Source organism: Melissospora conviva, assembly GCF_049523535.1.
GTDB lineage: Bacteria > Actinomycetota > Actinomycetes > Mycobacteriales > Micromonosporaceae > Melissospora > Melissospora conviva.
This window is the reverse complement of record NZ_JBLLDT010000008.1, coordinates 87,024-109,423: the sequence shown is the minus strand read 5'-3', so window position 1 is coordinate 109,423 and position 22,400 is coordinate 87,024. Positions and strand designations below refer to the sequence as shown.

General features: G+C 73.4%; 16 protein-coding genes and 1 pseudogene. 12 read left to right on the top strand and 5 right to left on the bottom strand.

Translation table 11 applies throughout. From position 1 onward, the window contains the following. Nucleotides 1–146: 146 nt before the first annotated feature. Nucleotides 147–704: a sugar O-acetyltransferase gene (locus tag ACK8GG_RS17985; RefSeq protein WP_440352601.1), complete on the bottom strand. Its 558-nt coding sequence runs from the start codon at nt 702–704 to the stop codon at nt 147–149. A gap of 144 nt (nt 705–848) precedes the next feature. Between ACK8GG_RS17985 and ACK8GG_RS17980 the strand changes: the two genes are divergently transcribed. Further along, nucleotides 849–4,184, top strand: coding sequence for a S8 family serine peptidase (locus ACK8GG_RS17980; RefSeq protein ID WP_440356849.1), 3,336 nt, complete (start codon nt 849–851; stop codon nt 4,182–4,184). Nucleotides 4,185–4,235: 51 nt separating this feature from the next. Here ACK8GG_RS17980 and ACK8GG_RS17975 read toward each other — a convergent pair whose 3' ends face one another. The 3 genes from ACK8GG_RS17975 to dapD all read right to left on the bottom strand — a co-directional run bounded on the left by ACK8GG_RS17975 (nt 4,236) and on the right by dapD (nt 6,143). Further along, complete coding sequence (locus tag ACK8GG_RS17975) at nt 4,236–4,532, bottom strand: hypothetical protein (RefSeq protein WP_440356848.1); 297 nt, start codon at nt 4,530–4,532, stop codon at nt 4,236–4,238. Nucleotides 4,533–4,585: 53 nt separating this feature from the next. Further along, complete coding sequence (locus ACK8GG_RS17970) at nt 4,586–5,053, bottom strand: hypothetical protein (protein WP_440356847.1); 468 nt, start codon at nt 5,051–5,053, stop codon at nt 4,586–4,588. Between the two features lie 142 nt (nt 5,054–5,195). Next, entirely contained in the window at nt 5,196–6,143 is a 948-nt protein-coding gene (gene dapD / locus ACK8GG_RS17965) for a 2,3,4,5-tetrahydropyridine-2,6-dicarboxylate N-succinyltransferase (protein WP_440356846.1), read from the bottom strand. A gap of 68 nt (nt 6,144–6,211) precedes the next feature. Here dapD and dapE point away from each other — a divergent pair, with 68 nt between their 5' ends. Further along, nucleotides 6,212–7,285 carry a succinyl-diaminopimelate desuccinylase gene (gene dapE, locus ACK8GG_RS17960; RefSeq protein WP_440352605.1) on the top strand — a complete coding sequence of 358 codons (1,074 nt, stop codon included), beginning with the start codon at nt 6,212–6,214 and terminating at the stop codon, nt 7,283–7,285. Between the two features lie 10 nt (nt 7,286–7,295). Here the strand turns inward: dapE and ACK8GG_RS17955 are convergent, their stop codons facing one another. Next, a complete protein-coding gene (locus ACK8GG_RS17955) occupies nt 7,296–7,463 on the bottom strand; it encodes a hypothetical protein (protein WP_440352606.1) in 168 nt (55 codons plus the stop codon). A 238-nt stretch (nt 7,464–7,701) separates the two neighbouring features. On the opposite strand from ACK8GG_RS17955, the gene ACK8GG_RS17950 reads away from it, so the two are divergent. The 10 genes and pseudogenes from ACK8GG_RS17950 to nudC all read left to right on the top strand — a co-directional run bounded on the left by ACK8GG_RS17950 (nt 7,702) and on the right by nudC (nt 22,254). Next, on the top strand, nt 7,702–8,481 hold the full coding sequence (locus ACK8GG_RS17950; protein ID WP_440349824.1) for an LOG family protein: 780 nt from the start codon (nt 7,702–7,704) through the stop codon (nt 8,479–8,481). Nucleotides 8,482–8,487: 6 nt separating this feature from the next. Continuing rightward, a pseudogene (locus ACK8GG_RS17945) lies at nt 8,488–9,027 on the top strand (LOG family protein); the annotation flags it as partial. 242 nt (nt 9,028–9,269) lie between these two features. Continuing rightward, entirely contained in the window at nt 9,270–12,653 is a 3,384-nt protein-coding gene (locus ACK8GG_RS17940) for an ATP-dependent helicase (RefSeq protein WP_440356887.1), read from the top strand. Then, complete coding sequence (locus ACK8GG_RS17935; RefSeq protein WP_440352607.1) at nt 12,650–16,120, top strand: ATP-dependent helicase; 3,471 nt, start codon at nt 12,650–12,652, stop codon at nt 16,118–16,120. Before ACK8GG_RS17940 ends, ACK8GG_RS17935 begins: the two co-directional genes overlap by 4 nt. A gap of 299 nt (nt 16,121–16,419) precedes the next feature. Continuing rightward, nucleotides 16,420–16,623 (top strand): cold-shock protein, encoded by a 204-nt coding sequence (locus ACK8GG_RS17930; protein WP_440349668.1) that lies wholly within the window; start codon nt 16,420–16,422, stop codon nt 16,621–16,623. A gap of 235 nt (nt 16,624–16,858) precedes the next feature. After that, nucleotides 16,859–18,139 (top strand): DEAD/DEAH box helicase, encoded by a 1,281-nt coding sequence (locus ACK8GG_RS17925; protein WP_440349667.1) that lies wholly within the window; start codon nt 16,859–16,861, stop codon nt 18,137–18,139. A gap of 204 nt (nt 18,140–18,343) precedes the next feature. After that, the gene (locus tag ACK8GG_RS17920; protein ID WP_440356845.1) at nt 18,344–18,577 is read left to right on the top strand and encodes a hypothetical protein; all 234 of its coding nucleotides are present in this window, start codon (nt 18,344–18,346) and stop codon (nt 18,575–18,577) included. Between the two features lie 100 nt (nt 18,578–18,677). Then, complete coding sequence (locus ACK8GG_RS17915; protein WP_440352609.1) at nt 18,678–19,985, top strand: M16 family metallopeptidase; 1,308 nt, start codon at nt 18,678–18,680, stop codon at nt 19,983–19,985. Continuing rightward, on the top strand, nt 19,982–21,319 hold the full coding sequence (locus tag ACK8GG_RS17910) for a M16 family metallopeptidase (RefSeq protein ID WP_440356844.1): 1,338 nt from the start codon (nt 19,982–19,984) through the stop codon (nt 21,317–21,319). The genes ACK8GG_RS17915 and ACK8GG_RS17910 overlap by 4 nt, the downstream gene beginning before the upstream one ends. After that, nucleotides 21,316–22,254: an NAD(+) diphosphatase gene (gene nudC / locus ACK8GG_RS17905; protein ID WP_440356843.1), complete on the top strand. Its 939-nt coding sequence runs from the start codon at nt 21,316–21,318 to the stop codon at nt 22,252–22,254. The genes ACK8GG_RS17910 and nudC overlap by 4 nt, the downstream gene beginning before the upstream one ends. Nucleotides 22,255–22,400 lie beyond the last annotated feature (146 nt).

The following is a 22,400-nucleotide window of genomic DNA, read 5'->3' as shown; positions in this document are numbered from 1 at the left end:
GTGAATCGGCCGGAAACTGCGCCGTACTCCCAATTTTTTTGTGTCCGGGCTTACACTGCACGGCCCGGCGGTCCGGAGGCTGTCACATCAATTGCCGCGGCGGGCGCCGAGTGGCGATATCGCGGCACGGAAACGCGCGGCGGATATCAGCTCACCGTGCGGATGACGCGGGCCGGACTGCCGACCGCGACCACCCCGGGCGGCAGGTCCCGGGTGACCACGGCGCCGGCCCCGACCACGGTGTCCGCCCCGATGGTGACCCCGGCCAGGACGATCGCCCCACCGCCGAGCCAGACGTTGTCGCCGATCACGATCGGCTTCGCCGCCTCCCAGCCGGCCCGCCGCGGCTCCGGCTCCACCGGATGCGTCGGCGTCAGCACCTGCACATGCGGTCCGAACTGGACGTTGCGCCCGATGGTGATCGGTGCGACGTCCAGCAGCGTCACGCCGAAGTTCAGGAAACTCCCCGCGCCGATGCTGATGTACCGGCCGTAGTCGCAGTAGAAGGGCGGGCGGATCTGCACGTCCGCGGCGACGGAACCGAGCAGCTCACCGAGCAGGTCGGCGCGGAGCTGCGCCTCGGTGGCCCGGGTGGCGTTGAAGCGCTCCATCAGGTCGGCGGCGCGGGCGAGGTTGGCGGCGAGCTCGGGGTCGTCGGCGTGGTAGAGCTCCCCGGCGAGCATGCGCTCCTTCATCGACGTCATGGCTCCGATCCTGCTCTGTACGGATGGCCCGCGTCCAATCTTTCGCGCAACGCTCCGACCTCGCCGAAAGGGCGACGGGGGGCATTGAGATATGGACAGTTATGAAAGAATGTGCCGATCCGTCCACCGATACCGGAGGTTTCGTTGCAGAAATCCGGAAAGAGATGGGGCACGATCGGTTCAGCGCTGGTCCTGCTGCTCGGCGTGGCCGCGCCGGGAGTGGCAGCACCGGGCACTGACACACCGGCCGGGGAGCCGGGGCGGGTCGCCGCCGCCGCACCCGGCCAGGCGCCCGTGCGGGTCACCCTGATCACCGGCGACCAGGTCACCGCCGCCGGCAACAAGCTGACCGTACGGCCCGGCGCCGGACGTGAAGGCATGACGTTCCAGAGCCGGCGGGTCGGCGGGCACGTCCACGTCGTACCGCGCGACGCCGAGGCGCTGATCCGGGCCGGCCGCCTGGACGCCCGCCTCTTCGACGTCACCACGCTGGCCGAGTACGGCTACGGCGACGCCGAGCGCGACGACCTGCCGCTGCTGCTGACCTACGCCAACGGGATCAGTGCGCGTTCGGCCGCCGACGGCGTAACGATCACCCGGCAGTTGCCCGCGATCGACGGCGCCGCGGGGGTGGTCGACAAGGACGAGGCCACCGAGGTCTGGAACCAGATCACCGGGCAGGCCGGCGCGCGTGCCGCCGCGGGCGTCCCGGAGCGGATCTGGCTCGACGGCCGGCGCAAGGTCTCCCTGGACCGCAGCGTCGCCCAGATCGGGGCGCCGGCCGCGTACGAGGCCGGGCTGACCGGGGCGGGCGTCACCGTCGCGGTGCTCGACACCGGCGTCGACGCCACCCACCCGGACCTGGCCGGCCGCGTCGCCGAGGCACGCAACTTCAGCGAGACGCCCGAGGCCACCGACACGGTCGGGCACGGCACCCACGTCGCCTCCATCATCGCCGGCAGCGGCGCCGCCTCCGACGGCCGGTACCGGGGCGTGGCGCCGGACGCCACCCTGGTCAGCGGCAAGGTCTGCGAGAGCGACTGGTGCACCGACTCGGCGATCCTCGCCGGGATGCACTGGGCCGCGGTCGAGCAGCGCGCCGCGGTGATCAACATCAGCCTCGGCGGGACCGACACGCCGGAGATCGATCCGCTCGAGGAGGCGGTCAACACTCTCACCGCCGAGACCGGCTCGCTCTTCGTCGTCTCCGCCGGCAACGACGGCGACTTCGCCCCAGTCGGCTCGCCGGCCAGCGCCGACGCCGCGCTCGCCGTCGGCGCCGTCGACTCCGACGACCAGCTGGCGTACTTCTCCAGCCGCGGACCGCGCACCGGCGACGACGGCCTCAAGCCCGATGTCACCGCACCCGGCGTCGGGATCGTCGCCGCCCGCGCCGTCGAGGGCGTCATCGGCGATCCGGTCGGGGAGGGCTACGTCGCCCTCTCCGGCACCTCGATGGCGGCCCCGCACGTCGCCGCCGCCGCGGCGCTCCTGGCGCAGCAGCATCCGGAATGGGCGGCCGGGCAGCTCAAGAGCGTGCTCATGGGCTCCGCGGCGCCGAACCCGGAGCTGACGGCGTACGAGCAGGGAGCCGGGCGGATCGACGTGGCGCGGGCGATCGACCAGACCGTGACCAGCGAACCGACCGGCATCTCCTTCGGCCGGACGCTCTGGCCGCACGACGACGACGAGCCGATCACCCGGGAGCTGACCTACCACAACTCCGGTGACACCGATCTGGTGCTCAGCCTGACCGCGGAGGTCAGCGGCCCCGGTGGCGCCGCCGCGCCGGACGGGCTCTTCCGGTTCGGCACCGACCGGCTCACCGTCCCGGCGGGCGGCAAGGCCGAGGTCGCCGTCACCGTCGACACCCGGGTGGGCGGACCGGACGGGCACTGGAGCGGCCGGGTGGTTGCCCGGGCCGGGGACGTCGCCGTGCAGACCCCGGTCGCGGTCAACAAGGAGGTGGAGAGCTACGAGCTCACCCTCGACTTCGTCGACCTCGATCTGGGCGGCGAAGCCGGGCACCGGGCCACGCTCCTCAGTCTCGACGAGTTCCGCTTGCCGATCGACGAGACCGGCCAGACGGCGCGGCTGCGGCTGCCGAAGGGGCGATACGGCGTGCACACCACCTTCTGGGCGGTGGACGCCGACGCCGTGCGTGACGAGGCGGCGGTGCTGGCCGCGCCGGAGTTGATCCTGGACCGGGACGTGCGCCTCACCATCGACGCCAACCGCTCCGCCCCGGTCCGCCTGACGGTGCCGGACCGCGACGCCACCGGTGTGCTGGCGACCATCGACGGCAACTATTTCGGCGCGGACGCCGCTTACAGCTTTGGAATGTTCAGCGACAACTACGACGGGTTCCGCAGCGGCCAGATCGGTGCGGCCGTTGCGGCGGAGCGGTTCGTCGCCTCCTTCGCCGCCCAGTGGGCGGACGCCGAGGCGGCGAGCAGCCCGTACCTCTACGCGGTCGCCGCGGCGGTACCCGGGCGGATGCCGACGGGGTTCGTGCGTGACTACCGCAGGCGGGACCTCGCCGTGGTCGTCCAGGAGTTCGCCGCGTCCGGCGGGGGACTGCTGGCCGAACGGTCGGTCTTCGCCGATGTCGGCTACAACACCGGCGGCTGGGCCTCGGTCCTGCCGACCGCTACGCCCGGCCGGCGGGTGGAGTACGTCAACACCGACGGCGTGCGCTGGGACTCCTCCATCGCATTCGGCACTCCGGTGCAGGACCTGCCCTGGCTGGACGTCCAGGCCGAACTGCAGGAGTACGGCGCGCGGTACCGGGGCGGCCGGCAGTACCGCGACCGGTGGAACGCCGCGCCGCTGAGCCAGTCCTTCGCCGAGGTTCCGTGGGGAGCCGCCGGTCTGTTCCGGACCGGTGACGTCATCAACCTCCTGGTGCCGCTGCACTCCGACGCCGCCGGGCATGCCGGCGGGTCGCTCACCGACACCGCCCGGACGGCCCTGTACCGCGACGGCGTGCTCGTCGGCGAGTCCGCCGAGCCCGGGTACGGCGCGTTCGAGGTGCCGGCCGCCGCCGGCCGGTACCGCATGGAGACCGCGGCGACCCGGAGCTTCACTGACCTGAGCACCGAGGTCTCCACCTCCTGGAGCTTCCGCTCCGGCCCGGTGCGCGGTGACGAGCCGGTCATGCTCCCGGCGATGGCGGTGCGCTTCGCGCCGAAGCTGGACCTGCACAACAGCGCCCCCGCCGGCCGCGCCTTCGAGCTGCCGGTACGGGTCGAACAGCAGCCCGGCGCGCCGCGCGCGAAGGTCCGCACGGTCACCGTCGAGGTCTCCTACGACGGCGGCCGGAGCTGGAGCAAGGCGAAGGTCCGGCAGCAGGCCAAGGGCTGGACCGCACAGCTGCACCACCCGCGCGGGGCGCAGTACGTCTCGCTGCGGGCGACCGCCACCGACAGCGCCGGCAACAGCGTCACCCAGCGGGTGATCCAGGCGTACCGGCTGCGGTGAGAACGACGGGGCCCGGAGCGCGATCCGCGCTCCGGGCCCCGGTCGGCCTCATCAGTCCGTGGCGCGTGGGTGCCCGGTTCCCGCGTGTTTGATCCAGCAGGTTCGCGTCTCAAGGTCGGGCAGATACCAGATGCGGCCGCTGCCTGTGACCTCGTACTGCCACTGCGGCAGCATCTTTCCGTTGTGGACAGAGGTGGCGAGCGAACCCTTGAGCGGATGTTGTCGGTTGGTAGGGGGAGACGGAACTGGGTTCGACTCGATGGCCTCGAACGCAACACGGGTGTTGGCGGCTGACTGGCGGCAGAGTTCCTCCCAGCCCTTGGCTGCGTCGTTGGTGGCGAAACGCAACGTGTAGCCGCCGGGGCGCGGGGGAGGCGCCGCCCGGTCGCCTCGCTTGGCGCTCACTCGCCGGCTGGGCGCGCGACCGGCCCGAAGTCGTCGGCGCTGGGTGCGGAGAGGACCCGGTGCAGGTCGGGATCGGCGTGGATCTCGGCGGTGTGCCGCCATTCGGTGACCAGTTGCGATACGGCAGCGGTGTTGCCGATCGAGGCCGCGGCCTCTGCGATGGAAACGAACTCGTCGGCCATCTGCTTGGCGTCGGCCGGAGGTAGGAACCGTGCCCACGGCAACACGGCAGGCAGCAGGTCCCGGACAAGGTCGGGATCCCGGCGTACGGCGGCGGCCAGCAGCCGGGCGGTCAGGTCGACCATCTCGCCCTCGGCGGTTGCGCGATCGGCGGACATCAGCACGAGGTCGGCGGCGTCCCGACGACGCAGCCGCACCGCGCGGGTGCGAGCCAGCCGCTCGGTGGTTTCAGCCGGCTGGCGCAGCAGGTCGGAGAACGGTACGGACTCCAACGGTATCGACATGACATCAACACTACTTCAGAAGTCGGCTGACAGCTAGTGGTCGCACCGCTGAGCTGTACCGGGGCCCGGCGTGCCGGCTGCGGTGAGAACGACGGGGCCCGGAGCGCGATCCGCGCTCCGGGCCCCGTTCGGTACGGCGGGTTCAGTCGTTGAGGTGCAGCGCCGCGTTCAGTTCGATGCCCTTGCCGGTACGCGGCTTCGCCTCCAGCGCGCCGGTGACGGAGTTGCGCCAGAAGAGCAGGCCGTCGGCGCCGGAGAGCTCCAGCGCCTTCACGGTCCGCCCGTCCGGGAGGACGACCTTGGAGGCGGCGGTGAGGTAGCAGCCGGCCTCGACCACGCAGTCGTCGCCGAGGGAGATGCCCACACCGGAGTTCGCGCCGAGCAGGCTCCGCTCACCGATGCGGATCTTCTCCTTGCCGCCGCCGGAGAGCGTCCCCATCGTGGAGGCGCCGCCGCCGATGTCGGAGCCGTCGCCGACCACCACACCGGCGGAGATCCGCCCCTCGACCATCGAGGCGCCGAGCGTGCCGGCGTTGTAGTTGACGAAGCCCTCGTGCATGACCGTGGTACCCGGCGCCAAGTGCGCGCCGAGCCGGACCCGGTCCGCGTCAGCGATCCGCACCCCGGCCGGCGTCACGTAGTCGGCCATCCGCGGGAACTTGTCCATGCCGTAGACGGCCAGGTGCCGCCCGGCGGCCCGTTCGATGATCCGCAGCTCGTCGACCCGCTCCGGCGGGCACGGCCCGGCCGAGGTCCAGGCCACGTTCGGCAGCTTGCCGAAGATGCCGTCCAGGTTCAGCTCGTTCGGCCGCACCAGGCGGTGGGAGAGCAGGTGCAGCCGCAGGTACGCGTCGGCCGTGTCGGAGATCGGCTCGTCGAGCGAGCTGATCTCGGTGACCACCTCGACCGTACGCAGACCGGGCAGTGACCGGTCGCCGAGCGCGCCGGCCGGCACGCCGAGGGTGCGGTCGGCGTCGGCGGGAAGCTCGCCGAGCCCCAGCTTGCCGGCCGGGTACCAGGTGTCGAGCACCTGGCCGTCGGCGGTCGTCGTGGCCAGTCCAATGCCCCACGCGGGCTGCGCAGTCGTCACAGGTCACCTCTCGCTTTCAGGCCGCTGCCGTGCTCGGCCGGATGCCGCTGACGGTACCGTTCGCAGACATGGAGAACCCGCTGACCCCTGAGGTCCTGGCCGATCCGGTGAAGCTCACCCGGGCGCTGGTCGACATCGAGTCCGTCTCGCTCGACGAGAAGCACATCGCCGACTGTGTCGAGGAGGTGCTGCGCGGGGTGCCGCACCTGAGCACGTACCGGCACGGCAACACGGTGATGGCGCGTACGGAGCTGGGGCGGGCGCAGCGGGTGGTGCTCGCCGGGCACCTGGACACCGTGCCGATCAACAACAACTTCCCCTCCGAGCTCCGTGGCGACCTGCTCTACGGCTGCGGCACCTCCGACATGAAGTCCGGGGTGGCGCTGGCGTTGAACCTGGCGGTCACCGTCGCCGATCCGCGCTACGACGTGACGTACTTCTTCTACGAGGCCGAGGAGATCGAGGCCCGTTACAACGGGCTGACCCTGGTCTCGCAGGCCTACCCGCAGTGGCTGGAGGCGGACTTCGCGGTGCTGCTGGAGCCGACGCACGGGGTGGTCGAGGCGGGCTGCCAGGGCACGATGCGGGTCGTGGTGAGCACCACCGGCGCCCGGGCCCATTCGGCGCGGTCCTGGCGCGGCTCCAACGCCATCCACGCCGCCGGGGAGGTGCTGCGCCGGCTGGAGGGGTACGAGGCGCGGCGGGTGGAGATCGACGGCTGCGCGTACCGGGAAGGGCTCAACGCGGTGAAGATCGGCGGCGGGGTGGCGGGCAACGTGATCCCGGACCGCTGCGAGATCGAGGTCAACTACCGCTTCGCGCCGGACCGTACGCCCGAGCAGGCGCAGGAGCATCTGCGGGAGGTCTTCGCCGGCTACGAGATGCGGGTGACCGACTCCGCTCCCGGGGCGGCGCCGGGGTTGACGGCAGCGCCGGCGCAGGAGTTCCTGGCGGCGGTCGGCGCGGCGCCGGTCGGCAAGCTGGGCTGGACGGACGTGGCACGCTTCGCCGCGATGGGGATTCCGGCGCTGAACTTCGGCCCGGGGGACCCGAACCTGGCCCACCATGCCGACGAGCACGTGGAACTCGACAAGATCAGGGCGGGCGACGCGATTCTGCGCCGCTGGCTGAGCGGAGTCTGAGCACCCGCGTTCAGCAGGCGCAGGCCGCCGTCTCGGCGTCGGCGGTCTCGGCGATGTCGTCGGCGCCGACCGCCGTCCTGGCGGCTTCCTGCCGGGCGCGGCGGCGGTCGGCGACCACGTCCCGGATTCGCTGCTGCATCTGCCGCCGGATGCGGCTCATCTCGCGGTCACTGATCACGCATTCCTCCCTCTGCCACTCGACCCGCCCACCGCCATACTCGGTATGCATGGCCCGGCCATACCGCGTATGTAACTGTAGAGACGCGCCGCAACCGATTTTGGTTGCCGCCTCCGACACTTTTTCTGAGCGTGCCTGCCTCAACTGCCCGCTGATCACCTCCTCCACTACCGTTGGCCGTATGGATCACACCAGTGCGGCGGGGGGCGACCGGGTCAGCCCCGAACGGCAGCGGGCGATGCGGTTCCGGTATCGGGCACCGGCGGCGCACACCGCCGACCAGGGGCTGCTCGACTCCTGGGGACGTAACGAGTGGAAGACCCGGGACTCCTGGCGCTCCCTGCGGATCCTCTCCGAGTTCGTTGAAGGCTTCGACACCCTTGCCGACCTGCCGCCGGGCGTCAGCGTCTTCGGCTCCGCCCGCTCCAAGCGGGACAGCCCGGAGTACCAGCTGGCCCAGGAGGTTGGCGCCGCCCTGGCACGAGCCGGCTACACGGTGATCACGGGCGGCGGACCGGGCCTGATGGAGGCGGCCAACCGCGGTGCCGCCGAGGCCGACGGACTCTCGGTCGGTCTCGGCATCGAACTCCCCTTCGAGCAGGGGCTCAACGAGTGGGTGGACCTCGGCATCGAGTTCCGCTACTTCTTCGCCCGCAAGACCATGTTCGTGAAGTACTCCGAAGCCTTCGTCGTGCTGCCCGGCGGTTTCGGCACCCTCGATGAGCTCTTTGAGGCGCTCACCCTGGTGCAGACCGGCAAGATCACCCGGTTCCCGGTGGTGCTGATGGGCACCGACTACTGGCAGGGCCTGATCGACTGGATCCGCGCCACGATGGTCGCCGAGGGCAAGGTCGGACCCAACGACCTCGATCTGCTCTGCCTCACCGACGACCCGGCGGTCGCCGTCCGGCACATCATCGACTCGGCCGAGGCCCGCACCACCGAGCAGGAGTCGGTGCAGGAGACCGCCGTCGCCCAGCAGGCCGCCGACGCGTCCGCGCCGGACCCGAAGGGCTGAGTGGAGATGGCGAACATCTGCGTCTTCTGCGCCTCGTCCCAGCGGCTGGAGCAGCGCTGGCTGGACCTCGCCTTCGCCGTCGGCGCGGAGATCGCCCGGCGGGGCCACACCCTGGTCTCGGGTGGGGGCTGCGTCGGGATGATGGGCGCGGTCACCGACGGCGCCCGCTCGGCCGGTGGCCGTACGGTCGGGATCATTCCGCAGTCGCTGCTGGACCTGGAGGTCGCCGACCGGGCCGCCGACGAACTCGTCGTCACCGCGGACATGGCCAGCCGCAAGACCGCAATGGTGGAGCGCTCCGACGCCTTCCTCACCCTCCCCGGTGGGCTCGGCACCCTCGACGAGCTCTTCGAGGTCTGGACCACCGCGACGCTGGCCCAGCACGCCAAACCGATGGTGCTGCTCGACACCGAGGGCTTCTATCAGCCGATGCTGGCCTGGCTGAGCCAGCTCAGCGCCGCCGGGTTCATTCGCCCCTCCGGTCTGGAGCTGCTCGCCGTCACCACCACCGTGCCGGCCGCCGTCGACCTGATGGAGGAGCGGATCGGCGTCACCGGTCTGCGACAGGCCTCCCCGGCCGAGCCGCCGTCAGCCGGCAACGGTCGCGGCTGACGCCGGGCGGGGCGAGCACGACGGCCGACCGCCTCGCGGCGCGGCGCTGACGGGCGGGCGAGCACGACGGCCGACCGCCTCGCCCCCGTGCGGCGCTGACGGGCGGGGCGCGAACGCGTGGCAGCATGCCGGGGCGCGGGCGGTGGCCGTCACCCCGGCGTGATGAGATGGACGGCATGCAGGCGTACCGGCTGGTCCGCCGGCCGGCTGCGGCCGCGCCGGCGCGCCTCACCGACCCTGCCCAGCAGCAGGTGATCGCGCACACCGCCGGCCCGGCGCTGGTGCTCGGCGGCCCCGGCACCGGCAAGACCAGCACCCTGGTCGAGGCGGTCGCGGCCCGGGTCACCGAGGGCACCGACCCGGAGCACATCCTGGTGCTCACCTTCGGCCGCCGTGCCGCCAGCACGCTGCGCCACCGCATCGAGGCGCGGATCGCCGGCGCCGGGCACCGCGTGGTCCACGAACCGCTGGTACGCACCTTCCCGGCGTACGCCTTCGGGCTGCTGCGCCGCATCGCCGCCGAGCGCGGTGAGCCCTCGCCCCGGCTGCTCACCGGCCCGGAGCAGGACCTCATCATCCGGGAGCTGCTGGAGGTGGTCGGGGAGGAGCCCGAGGCCGAGGAGCCGGACCCGGTCGGCTGGCCGGAGGAGCTGCGACCGGCGCTGCGGACCCGCGCCTTCGCCGCCCAGCTGCGCGACCTGCTCCAGCGCGCCGCCGAACGCGGCGTCGGACCGGTCGAGCTGGCCCGCCTCGGTGAGCAGCTCGGCCGCGCCGACTGGCCCGCCGCCGCCCGCTTCCTGCGTGAGTACGTCGCCGTGCTCGCCCTGCGTGACGTCACCAACCGCGGCTCGATCGCCTACGACAACGCCGAACTTGTCCGCGCCGCCGCCGGCATGCTCCGCGACGACCCCGACCTGCTCGCCGCCGAGCGCCGCCGGCTCGCCTACGTCTACGTCGACGAACTCGCCGAGACCGACCCGGCCCAGCTCGACCTGCTGGAGCTGATCGCCGGCGGTGGCAAGAACCTCATCGCCTTCGGCGACCCCGACTCCTCGACGTACGCCTTCCGCGGCGCCGACCCCAGCGGTGTGAGCGCCTTCCCGGCGCGGTTTCGCACCGCCTCCGGCGCGCCGGCGCGGACCACCGTGCTGCGCACCTGCCACCGGCACGGCCCGGAGCTGCTCGCCGCCACCGGCCGGGTCGCCCGCCGGCTGCGGGGTCCGCGCACCCGTTCCGAGCTGGTCGCCGCGCCGCAGGCCGAGCCGGGCCGGGTGGAGGTGGCGACCTTCCGGTCGGCGACCAGCGAAGCCGCCCACCTGGCGCACACACTGCGGGCGGCGCACCTGCTCGACGGCGTGCCCTGGTCGCGGATGGCGGTGGTGATGCGCTCCAGTGCCCGGACCCTGCCGACCCTGCAGCGCGCCCTGCACGCCGCCGGGGTGCCGACCGTCGTGCACGGCGAGGACCTGCCCCTGCACCTGCAGCCTGCGGTCGCGCCGCTGCTGCTGTTGCTGCGCTGCGGACTGGAGCCGCACCGGCTCGACGAGGAGACCGCCGTCGCGCTGCTGCACTCCCCGCTCGGTGGCGCCGATCCGCTCGCCGAGCGGCGGCTGCGGCAGGGACTGCGGGCGCTGGCGCTCGCCCGCGGTGACCGCAGTCCCTCCGGTGACCTGCTGGTGGCGGCGTTACGCGACCCGGACGCGCTGGCGGCGATCGACCGGCGCTGGGCCGAACCGGCGCAGACGGTGGCGCGGTTGCTCGCCGTGGTAGGCGAGACCGCGGCCCGTCCCGGCGCCACCGTCGAGGACGTGCTCTGGGCCGCCTGGTCGGCCAGCGGGCTCGCCGAGCGCTGGTCGGCGGCGATCTGGCAGGCCGGGACAGTCTCCGGTGAGGACGACAGCGCCGCCCGCTGGCGTACCGCCGCCGCCGACCGGGACCTGGACGCGGTGCTGGTCCTCTTCGACGCCGCCGCGCGCTTCGTCGACCGGCTGCCCGGTGCGCGGACCGAGGTCTTCCTCGACCACGTGCTCGGGCAGGAACTGCCGGCCGACACGCTCGCCGCGACCGCCGACCGGGGGGACGCCGTCCGGCTGCTCACCGCCCACGCGGCCAAGGGGCTCGAGTGGGACCTGGTCGCCGTGGTCGGCGTACAGGAGGGGGTCTGGCCGGACCTGCGGCTGCGCGGCAGCGTGCTCGGCTCCGAACGGCTGGTCGACATCCTCGCCGGCCGGGCCGCGGGCGCCGGCAAGGTCGCCACCCTGGTCGGGCAGACCTCGGCCCTGCTCGACGAGGAGCGGCGGCTCTTCTACGTCGCGATCACCCGCGCCCGCCGGCGGCTCGTTGTCAGCGCGGTCGCCTCCGCCGCCGGTGGCGGCATCGACCACGACGAACAGCCGAGCCGCTTCCTGTACGAGCTCGGCGCGGTGCCCGTCGAGGCCGAACCGGGCGCGCAGCCGGCGGTCGAGGCGGGCGCGAAACCGGCCGGCCCGGCGGCCGAGGCGGCCACGCGGCCGGCGGGGGAGGCGGACGACGCGGACGAGGAGGCCGAGCCCTCGGCGCTGCCGCTGATCCGCCCGCCCCGGGCGCTCACCCTCGCCTCGCTCGTGGCCGAACTTCGCACCGCCGCCACCGACGCCGCCGCCCCCTACCACCACCGCCGTGCCGCGGCCGCCGAGCTGGCCCGCCTCACCGCCGCCGGCGTCCGGGGTGCCCACCCCGACCAGTGGTGGGGGCTGCGCGGGCTCTCCGACGACCGCCCCCTGGTCGACGAGGGCGAACCGGTCAAGGTCACTCCGTCCAGCATGGAGAGCGCACTGCGGTGCAGCCTGCGCTGGCTGCTGGAACGCCACGGCGGCAGCGGTCCGGCCAGCGCCGCCCAGGGCGTCGGCAACCTGGTGCACGCCGCGGCGATGCTCGCCGAGGACGCCCACGCCGACCGGGCCAAGCTGCTGGAGTACGTCACCGCCCGCTTCGACGTGATCGACCTGGCGGCCCGCTGGATGGCCGGGCCGGAGCTCTCCCGGGCCGAGGCGATGGTGGACAAGCTGCTGCGCTGGCTGGCGACCAACCCGCGCCGGCTGCTCGCCATCGAGCAGGAGTTCGCCGTCCGCCTCGACGACCCGGTCCACCCGATCGACCTCACCGGCCGGGTCGACCGGCTGGAGATCGACGATCAGGGCCGGCTGGTGGTGGTGGACCTCAAGACCGGCAAGACCACCGCCGTCGCCGGGACGGAGCTGGCCGAGCATCCGCAGCTCGGGGCGTACCAGGTCGCCGTCGCCGAAGGCGCCTTCGACGAGTTCGGGGCGGAGCCGGGCGGGGCCACGCTGGTGCAGCTCGGCACCGGCGCCGAGGCCCGGGAGCAGGCCCAGGAGGCGATCGCCGCCGACGCCGGCTGGGCGCAGGCGATGGTGCGGCGCACCGCCGAAACGATGGCCGCCTCCACCTTCGCCGCGGTCGCCAACTCCAAGTGCCGGGTCTGCCCGGTACGCAGCAGCTGCCCGATCTCCGGCCAGGGCCGTCAGGTCGTCGAGCCGCCACCCGGACCGGAGCCCGCATGAGCACCGACACCAGCGCCGGCCCGGCCCCGGCGCAGCGCAGCCCCGGCGCCGGCGGGTCGTACACGCCGGTCCAGCTGGCGAAGCTGCTGCGGCTGCACGCGCCCACCCGGGAGCAGGCGGAGATCATCGCCGCGCCGGTGGAGCCGCTGCTGGTGGTCGCCGGCGCGGGCTCCGGCAAGACCGAGACGATGGCGGCCCGGGTGGTCTGGCTGGTCGCCAACGGCCACGTCGCACCCGAGCAGATCCTCGGCCTCACCTTCACCCGCAAGGCCGCCGGCGAGCTCGGCACCCGGATCCGCACCCGGCTTGACCAGCTCGTACGCCGGCTGGGACGGCAGCAGCGCGACCCGGTCGCCGAGCTGCTCGCCGGCGAGCCGACAGTCGCCACCTACCACTCGTACGCGGCGCGGATCGTCACCGAACACGGCATCCGCGGCGGCCACGAACCCGCCACCCGGCTGCTCACCGAGGCGGCCCGCTGGCAGCTGGTCGACACCCTGGTCCGCGCCTACGACGGCGACATGTCCGGGGTGGACAGGATGCCTGGCACCATCACCGACGCGGTGCTGGCGCTCTCCGCCGAACTCGCCGAGCACCTGCGTACCCCCGGGGATCTGGCCGCCTGGACCGGGCGTTTCTTCGCCGAGGTGCAGGCCCGCCCCGGACGGGTCTACGCCGACGTGCGCAAGGCGCTGACGCTGGCTCAGGCGCGGCTGCGGCTGCTGCCGCTGGTGCGCGCGTACGAGCAGCGCAAGGAGCTCTTCGAGGCGATGGACTTCGGCGATCAGCTGGCCCGGGCCGCGCAGGTCGCCCGCGACCATCCCGAGGTCGGCGCGATCGAGCGGGAGCGCTACCGGGTGGTCCTGCTGGACGAGTACCAGGACACCAGCCACGCCCAGGTGGTGCTCCTCAACTCCCTCTTCGGCGGCGGCCACCCGGTGACCGCGGTCGGCGACCCCTGCCAGTCCATCTACGGCTGGCGCGGCGCCAGCGCCGGCACCCTGGACCGGTTCCCGGCGGAGTTCACCAACCGGGCGGGCCGGCCGGCCCGGACCCTGTCGCTGACAACGAGCTGGCGCAACCGGCCGGAGATCCTGACGGTCGCCAACCACCTCGCCGAGCCGCTGCGGGCGGCCGGGGCGCGGGTGCCCCGGCTGCGTCCCGCGTTCAGCGTCGACGAGCCGATCCCCACCCGCACCCCGCACGGAGCAGCCGGTGGCACAGTGCACTGCGCGCTGCTGCCCAGCTACGCCGACGAGGCCGAGTGGATCGCCGACAGTGTGCTCGCCGCCTGGCGGGGCAACGCCCGGATGCCGGACGCTCTGCCGGAGCAGATCCCGGTCACGAAGCGCCCCACCACGGCGGTGCTGGTCCGGGTCCGCAGCCAGATCCCGCCGATCGAGGCGGCGCTGCGCCGCCGGGGCCTGCCGGTCGAGGTGGTCGGACTCGGTGGGCTGCTCGACACCCCCGAGGTGCGCGACGTGATCTGCACGCTGCGGGTGCTCGCCGATCCCACCGACGGGGCGGCGCTGCTGCGCCTGCTCACCGGCGCCCGGTGGCGCATCGGTCCCCGCGACCTGGTTGCCCTGCACCGCCGGGCCCGGGTGATCGCCAACGCGCGCAAGGAGCTGATCCGCGGCGGGGAGACCGACGAGGAGATCGTCACCGACGTACTGGACGAGGCGACCCTGGTGGAGGCGCTGGCCGATCTCGGCCCCGCGCAGGCGTACTCCGCCGAGGGGTACGCCCGGCTGCGGGCGTACGGGCGGGAGCTGGCGCTGCTGCGCTACCGGATGGAGCAGTCGCTGCCGGACCTCATCGCCGACGTCGAACGCACCATCGGGCTGGACGTGGAGGTGGCGGTCCGGGCCGGCTGGGCCGCGGGTGGCGGTGACGCCGGGCTGGCCCGGGGGCACCTGGACGCCTTCGGTGACGTCGCCGCGCGCTTCGCCGGCGAGTCCCCGCAGGCCACCCTCTCCGGGTTCCTGGCGTTCCTGGCCGCGGCCGAGGACGAGGAGCGCGGACTCGCCCCCGGCGAGGTGGAGGTCGTCGAGGGGGCGGTGCAGATCCTCACCGCCCACGCCGCCAAAGGGCTGGAGTGGGAGGTCGTGGCCGCCGCCGGGCTGACCCGGGCGGTCTGGCCGGGGCCGGTGCGCAATTCCGACCACTACCTCGGCGGTCTCGGTGTGCTGCCCTTCCCGATGCGGGGCGACGCCGACGGGCTGCCGCTGCTGGAGCTCGCCGACACCGCCGACCAGCGGGGCGTGGCCGAGGCGTTCGGCGCCTTCACCGACCGCTGGCGCGAGCACGACGAGCGGGAGGAGCGGCGCCTGGCGTACGTGGCGGTGACCCGGCCCCGGCGGCTGCTGCTCTGCTCCGGTTACTGGTGGGGCGACGGCACGAAGCGCCCGCGTGGGCCGTCGGTCTTCCTGGAGGAGATCCGGGCGGGTTGCGCGGCCGGCGGGGACGGTTTCCTGGTGGACGCCTGGGCGCCGGAGCCGTCCCCGGAGAGCGCGAATCCGACGGCCGCGCAGGTGCTTCGGGCGCAGTGGCCGGCCGACCCGCTCGGCAGCCGCCGGCCGGTGATGGCCGAGGCCGCGGCGATGGTGCGCAGCTTCCTCATCGGCGACGGCGAGACCGCCGCCGGGCCGGCGAAGCCTGCGGACGAGGAGGGGACGGCAGACGAGGAAGGTCCGGCGAAGCCGGCTGGCGCAGGGGAGGCCGGGGTGCCGGCCGTGCCGGCCCAGGTGGCCGAGCCGCCGCCGGACGCCGTGGTGCTGCGCTGGCGACGCGAGGCGGATCTGCTCCTCGCCGAGCGGGCGCGCCGCGCCGACCACAGCGGTCCGGCGCAGGTCGCGTTGCCCGAGCACCTGACGGTGTCGCAGCTGGTGTCGCTGCGCCGGGATCCGCAGGCGCTGGCCCGGACACTGCGGCGGCCGGTGCCGGCCCCACCCGACCCGTACGCCCGGCGGGGCACCGCCTTCCACACCTGGCTGGAGCAGCGCTTCGGCGCCGACCGGCTGCTCGACCTGGACGAGCTGCCCGGCGCCGCCGACGCCGACGCCGCGCCGGACGAGGAGCTGGCGTTGCTGCAGGAGCGCTTCCTGGCCGGCGAGTGGGCCGATCGGACGCCGGTGGAGGTGGAGGTCCCCTTCGCGACCGTGGTCGGGGGCGTCGTTGTCCGGGGCCGGATGGATGCTGTCTTCACCGCACCCGGTGGCCGCTTCGACGTGGTCGACTGGAAGACCGGGCGACAGCCCGCCGGTGCGGCTGCCGAGGCGGCCGCGGTGCAGTTGGCGGCGTACCGGCTGGCCTGGGCGGAGCTGGCCGGGGTGCCGGTGGAGCGGGTGCGGGCGGCGTTCCACTACGTCCGGGACTCGGTGACCGTACGGCCGGCCGATCTTCTCGACGCCGAAGGGCTCGCGGCGCTGGTGGCGGGCCTTCCGGAGCACTCGGACCGGGGGTGAGTGCGAGACAGTGGCCGCCGACTCACCCACGACCCCCTTTCTCGTGCTAGGCTGATGCCGTTGCAGTTTTGGTTCCCAGAGACTCTTCCTTCTCCCCGGGCACTTGCGCGCGGAGAAGCTGGCTCTCAGATGCTCTGTAAGCGCCTGGTGAGTTCGAACCCAGGCGCGCTTTGTTGTGCCCGGATTCTTCGGGCGGGGCGACCAGAAGCGACAGACTGTCCAGGCCGATCTGGCCTGGGCGATCCTCTTCGGCCCGCAACACCTGCGGGTTCGATCGTTCCGTCAAGGAGACGAAACAAATGGCTATTGGCACCGTCAAGTGGTTCAACGCTGACAAGGGCTTCGGCTTCATCACCCCCGACGGCGGCGGCGCCGACGTCTTCGCCCACTTCTCGGCGATCCAGACCTCCGGCTACCGGAGCCTGGACGAGAACCAGCGGGTCGAGTTCGAGGTGACCCAGGGCCAGAAGGGCCCGCAGGCGGAGAACATCCGCCCGGTCTGAAGCTTGCCGGCACCCTGCCGCATCCCCTGATGCGGTGACTGGCAGTTCGCCACACCCGACCGGTGTGGTGGCGCGACCGGCCCGCGTCCCTCGTGGACGCGGGCCGGTACCGCGCACATTCACAGGTTCGTGCTTGCGACCACCGGCTGATTGCCGGTGACAAGCGCTATCTCGGCGGCTCTCGCCGGTGCGGCGCCCTTCCTCGACACGTGCCGCTTCGAGGGAAGGTCCCCGGATGAGCAGTACCGCCGTATCTTTTTCTGATGTCCCGCTCGCTCCGGCCCTGCTGGCCGAACTGACCGCACAGGGCATCATCAGCCCGTTTCCGATCCAGGTAGCCACGCTGCCCGACTCGCTGGCCGGACGTGACGTCCTCGGCCGCGGCCGGACCGGATCGGGCAAGACCCTCGCCTTCGGGCTCCCGCTGCTGTCCCGCACCGCCGGTCGTCAGTCGCGTCCCGGCCGTCCGCTGGCCCTGGTGCTGGTCCCGACCCGGGAACTCGCCCAGCAGGTGACCACCGCGCTGGCCCCGTACGCCCGCGCCGTCGGACTGCGCTGCGCCACGGTCGTCGGCGGCCTCTCGCTGCAGCGCCAGGCCGACGCGCTGCGCGCCGGCGCCGAGGTGGTCGTGGCGACCCCCGGCCGGCTGCACGACCTGATCAACCGCGGCGACTGCCGGCTGGACCAGGTCACCATCACGGTCCTCGACGAGGCCGACCAGATGGCCGACATGGGCTTCCTGCCGCAGGTCACCAAGCTGCTGGAGCAGGTCGCGCCGAAGGGGCAGCGGATGCTCTTCTCGGCCACTCTCGACGGTGGCGTCGACCGGCTGGTCCGCCGCTTCCTCACCAACCCGGTGTCGCACTCGGTCGACCCGGGCACCGCCACGGTCACCGCGATGACCCACCACGTGCTGCACGTGGATGCCGGCGACAAGAACAGCGCCCTGGCACACATCGCCGCCCGCGAGGGTCGGACGATCATGTTCATGGGTACCAAGCACCGCGCGGACCGCCTGGCCCGCCAGCTGCTCGCCAGTGGCGTACGGGCAGCGGCCCTGCACGGTGGCAAGTCCCAGCCGCAGCGCACCCGCATCCTGGAGCAGTTCCGCACCGGCCAGATCGACGCCCTGGTCGCCACCGACGTGGCGGCCCGCGGCATCCACGTCGACGGTCTCGACCTGGTGGTCAATGTGGACCCGCCGACGGAGGCCAAGGACTACCTGCACCGTGGCGGCCGGACCGCGCGGGCCGGCGAGTCCGGCACCGTTGTCACGCTGGTCCTTCCCGAGCAGCGGCGCGACATGGCCCGGCTGATGGCCGCGGCCGGTATCCGCCCGGAGTCGGCGAACGTACGCGCCGGCGACGCCGAGCTGGCCCGGGTCACCGGCGCCCGCGCGCCGTCCGGAGTCCCGGTGACCATCACCGCGCCCGCGCCCGCCGTGGCGCAGCGCCCCGCGCGCGCCGGCGCCGGCCGGTCGCGTCGCCCGCGTCGCCCCGCGAGCCGCGCCGCCTGACCCGGTTTCGCCACAGGCTCCACTCGTTCGTGCACCACGGCGCCCCGCGCCGCCTGACTCCGTTGCACCACGGGCTCCGGTTCTGAGTATCCGGGCTCTGTCCGCCTCGCCGGCCGCCGCACAGGATCGTCCTTAGGTCCGGCACTTCGAACCTGATCGGTGAGGGTGCCATCCGGCCGGATCGGCGAGGCTGGACATTTGCTGGTGGACAACGAGGTCGAAGGGGCGGATGCGGTGGCGGGGGCCGGCACGGCGGCACGGGAGTACCTGATGATCCTCCTGCTGGCCGGGGTGGGCCTGCTGCTCGCCGCGTTCGTGGCGTTCGCGCCCTGGTTGCCGCACGCGGACACCGGCGACTCCCGGGGCCGGGTGGTGGAGCTGCACCACCCGGGACCGCCATCGCCGCCGCACCCCAAGTTGAAGCTCGCCGGCTCCTGAACAGCCGGCACCGGTTTCGGCCGCGCCCCGGCTCTCTCCGCGGGGGTGAACCGGCCATGGGCGCGACCGCGGGGAGACCACGCGCGGGTAGGGTCGGTGCGTGGCCGAGAGACCCGACATCCCAGCAACGCACTATCCGGTCGAGCGGTTCACCCTCGACAACGGCCTGCGGGTGGTTCTCACCCCGGATCGCAGCGCCCCGGTCATCGGGGTGGCGGTCGTCTACGACGTGGGCATCCGCTCCGAGCCGGAGGGGCGTACCGGTTTCGCCCATCTCTTCGAGCACCTGATGTTCCAGGGCTCGCAGAACCTGGAGAAGCTGGCGCACTTCCGCCACGTCCAGGGCGCCGGCGGCACCTTCAACGGCTCGACCCACCTGGACTACACCGACTACTTCGAGACGCTGCCCAGCAACGCCCTGGAACGGGCGCTCTTCCTGGAGGCCGACCGGATGCGCGGTCCTCGGCTGACCGAGGAGAACCTGCGCAACCAGGTCGACGTGGTCAAGGAGGAGATCCGGGTCAACGTGCTCAACCGGCCGTACGGCGGCTTCCCGTGGCTGAGGCTGCCGCCGGTCATGTTCGACACCTTCGCCAACGCCCACGACGGGTACGGCTCCTTCGTCGACCTGGAGAGCGCCACCGTCGACGACGCCGCCGACTTCTTCCACCGCTACTACGCCTGCGGCAACGCCGTCCTGGCGGTCAGCGGGGACATCGACACCGCCGAGACGGCCCGGCTCATCGAACGGCACTTCGGTGACGTGCCGGCCCGGCCGGCACCGGAGCGGCCCAGCTTCGCCGAGCCGCCGTTGACGCAGGAACGGCGTGAGCAGTACACCGACGCGCTGGCCCCGCTGCCGGCGGTGGCGAGCGGCTGGCGGGTGCCGGACCCGATCAACGACTTCGCCGCCTACCTGCCGTACGTCGTGCTCGCCGAGGTCCTCACCGACGGTGACGCCTCGCGGCTGGTCGAGCGCCTCGTGCAGCGCGACCGCACGGTCACCGGCATCGGCGGCTACCTCGGGTTCATGGGCGACCCGTTCGACGTGCGCGACCCCACGGCCCTGCTGCTGCAGGCGCACCTGCCGCCGGGAGGGGACGTCGGCAAGGTGCTGCGCAGCGTCGACGAGGAGCTGGAGCGGCTCGCCGCCGACGGGCTCGGCGCGGGCGAACTCGCCCGGACCCAGGCGCGGATGGCCACCCACCTGCTGCGCGACACCGACGCGGTGCTCGGCCGGGCGCTGCAGATGGCGGTGCTGGAGCAGCAGCGCGGCAACCCGGGCCTGCTCAACGAGTTGCCCCATCTGATCGGCGAGGTCACCGAGGAACAGGTGCGGGCCGCCGCCGCGACACTGCGTCCGCAGGGCCGGGCGTCGATCGAGGTCGTACCCGGAGGTGCCAAGTGACCGTCGCTGCCGCCGCGCCCCGCGCGCTCCCCGCGCTGGGACCCAACCGTGAGCTCACCGTGCCGCAGGAGGCCGAGCGGACCCTCGCCAACGGGCTGACCGTGATCGCCGTACGGCGGCCGAGCGTGCCCCTGATCGAGCTGCGGCTCTGGATCCCGTTCGGTCAGACGCCGTTGGCCGCGGCGGCGGTGATGTCGCAGACGCTGCTGTCGGGCACCACGACGATGTCGACGGTGCAGATCGCCGCGGAGCTGCAGAAGGTCGGCGGCGGGCTCTCCGCCGGGCTCGACCCGGACCGGCTGATGATCTCCGGGACCGGACTGGTCACCGGGCTGGACCGGATCCTGGAGATCCTCGGCGAGGTCCTCACCGGCGCCGCCTTCCCCGATGACGAGGTCGGCACCGAGCGGGACCGGCTGGTCGACCGCATCGAGGTGGCGCTGAGCCAGCCCGCGCACCTGGTCCGGGCGGCACTGCTCAAGCGGATCTACGGCACCCACCCGTACGCGGTGCAGACCCCGGAGATCGCCGAGGTGCGCGACGTCGAACCCGCGCAGCTGCGGGCGGTGCACGCCGAGCGGGTGCATCCGGCCGGCGCGGTGCTGGTGCTGGTCGGCGACGTGGAGCCGCAGCGGGCGCTCGACGTCGCCGAGCGGGCGCTGGGGAGCTGGAGCGGTCCGGGGCGCCCGCCGCAGCTGCCGCCGGTGCCGCAGTTTGCTCCCGGGCCGCTGTTGCTGCTGGACCGGCCCGGTTCGGTGCAGTCATCGGTGCGCATCGCGCTGCCCGCGGTGGGGCGTACCCATCCGGACCACGCCGCGCTGCAGCTGGCGAACCTGGTCTTCGGCGGTTACTTCTCGTCCCGCTGGGTGGAGAACATCCGCGAGGACAAGGGCTACACCTACAGCCCGCACTCGCTGGTCGAGCACTCCGTCGCCGGGTCGACGCTGCTGCTCGCCACCGATGTGTCGACCGAGGTGACGGGTGCGGCGCTGCTGGAGACCTGGTACGAGCTGGGCCGGCTGGCGAGCCTGCCGCCGGAGCCCGAGGAGCTGGAGCAGGCGCGCCAGTACGCCCTGGGCACCTTGCAGCTCGGCATGTCCACCCAGGCCGGGCTGGCCGCGCTGACCAGCGCGTACGCCGGAAGTGGGCTGCGGTTGGCGTTCCTCGCCGAGCACGCGCACCGGCTGGCGACGGCGACCGCGGAGCAGGTCGCGCAGGCGGCGACACGGTATCTGGCGCCGGCGCGGGCCGCGACGGTGGTGCTCGGCGACGCTTCGGTGGTCGAGCCGCAGCTCGCCGCGCTCACCCCGGTCATGCTCTCGGCGGCCCCGTGAGCGATCCGCTCGTGCCGCCGCTGGCGCGCGGTTCGCTGGACCGGGCCGCGCACCGGCGGACCGATGGGCAGTGGTTGCGCCGGGCGTGGCAGCGGGCCCGGGTGCTGGTGGTCGCCCCGGTCGACGACGGACAGGCACTGGTGCGCGACGCGGGGGATCCGGAGCTGGTGCTGCTGCCGGCGGCGCGGGTGCCGGCGGGGGCCGAGGAGCGGCGGCTCTTCCTCGGGGTCGAGTCCGACGGCACGCCGGTTTTCGCCGTCGAGGGCGCGTTGCCGTCGGTGCCGGGGGCCCGTGCGGCGGGGCTGCGCGAGGTGGGGCATCTGCTTCCCGAGCGGGACGCCGGGCTGCTGACCACAGCGGTGGCGCTGGTCAACTGGCACGCCCGGCATCGCTACTCGCCGCTGACGGGCCGCCCGACGGTGGCGACGGAGGCCGGCTGGTGCCGGGTCGACGACACGGGCCACCGGATGTGGCCGCGCACCGACCCGGCGATGATCGTGATGGTGCAGGACGGGCTGCCGGGGGAGCGGGGACGCTGCCTGCTCGGCAACAACGTCGCCTGGCCGCAGCAGCCGGGTCTGCGCCGGTACTCCTGTCTGGCCGGGTACGTCGAGCCGGGGGAGTCGGCCGAGGCCGCGGTGGCGCGGGAGGTCGCCGAGGAGACCGGCGTGCCGGTCACCGACGTGCGGTACGTCGGCAGCCAGTCCTGGCCGTTCCCCGGTTCGCTGATGCTGGGCTACTTCGCCGGCGCCGATCCGGCGGCACCGGTGCGGGTCGATCCCACCGAGATCGCCGATGCCCGCTGGTTCTCGCGCCGGGAGATCGGTGACGTGCTCGCCGGCCGGCGGGTGCCGCTGGAGGACGGCCGGGATCTGATGCTCCCGCCGCCGTTGTCGATCGCGCACTTCCTGATCCGGCGCTGGCTGGCCGGCTAGGACACGCAGTTCTTCGCGGTGGCGCGACGCTCGCAGACGTACTGACCGCGGATCGTGCCGGTCGGCGACCGTCGGCGCCGTGGAGAGTCGACAGGGATGGGGCTGGCCCGCGGCTGCCGTTGCCGCGGCGCCGCGGGCCAGGTTCT

What these genes read in the sequence shown, in the direction of transcription:
- ACK8GG_RS17985 (WP_440352601.1), bottom strand. Translation starts at nt 704, where the DNA reads ATGACGTCGATGAAGGAGCGCATGCTCGCCGGGGAGCTCTACCACGCC.
- ACK8GG_RS17970 (WP_440356847.1), bottom strand. Translation starts at nt 5,053, where the DNA reads ATGTCGATACCGTTGGAGTCCGTACCGTTCTCCGACCTGCTGCGCCAG.
- dapE (WP_440352605.1), top strand. Translation starts at nt 6,212, where the DNA reads ATGGAGAACCCGCTGACCCCTGAGGTCCTGGCCGATCCGGTGAAGCTC.
- ACK8GG_RS17950 (WP_440349824.1), top strand. Translation starts at nt 7,702, where the DNA reads ATGCGGTTCCGGTATCGGGCACCGGCGGCGCACACCGCCGACCAGGGG.
- ACK8GG_RS17940 (WP_440356887.1), top strand. Translation starts at nt 9,270, where the DNA reads ATGCAGGCGTACCGGCTGGTCCGCCGGCCGGCTGCGGCCGCGCCGGCG.
- ACK8GG_RS17935 (WP_440352607.1), top strand. Translation starts at nt 12,650, where the DNA reads ATGAGCACCGACACCAGCGCCGGCCCGGCCCCGGCGCAGCGCAGCCCC.
- ACK8GG_RS17930 (WP_440349668.1), top strand. Translation starts at nt 16,420, where the DNA reads ATGGCTATTGGCACCGTCAAGTGGTTCAACGCTGACAAGGGCTTCGGC.
- ACK8GG_RS17925 (WP_440349667.1), top strand. Translation starts at nt 16,859, where the DNA reads ATGAGCAGTACCGCCGTATCTTTTTCTGATGTCCCGCTCGCTCCGGCC.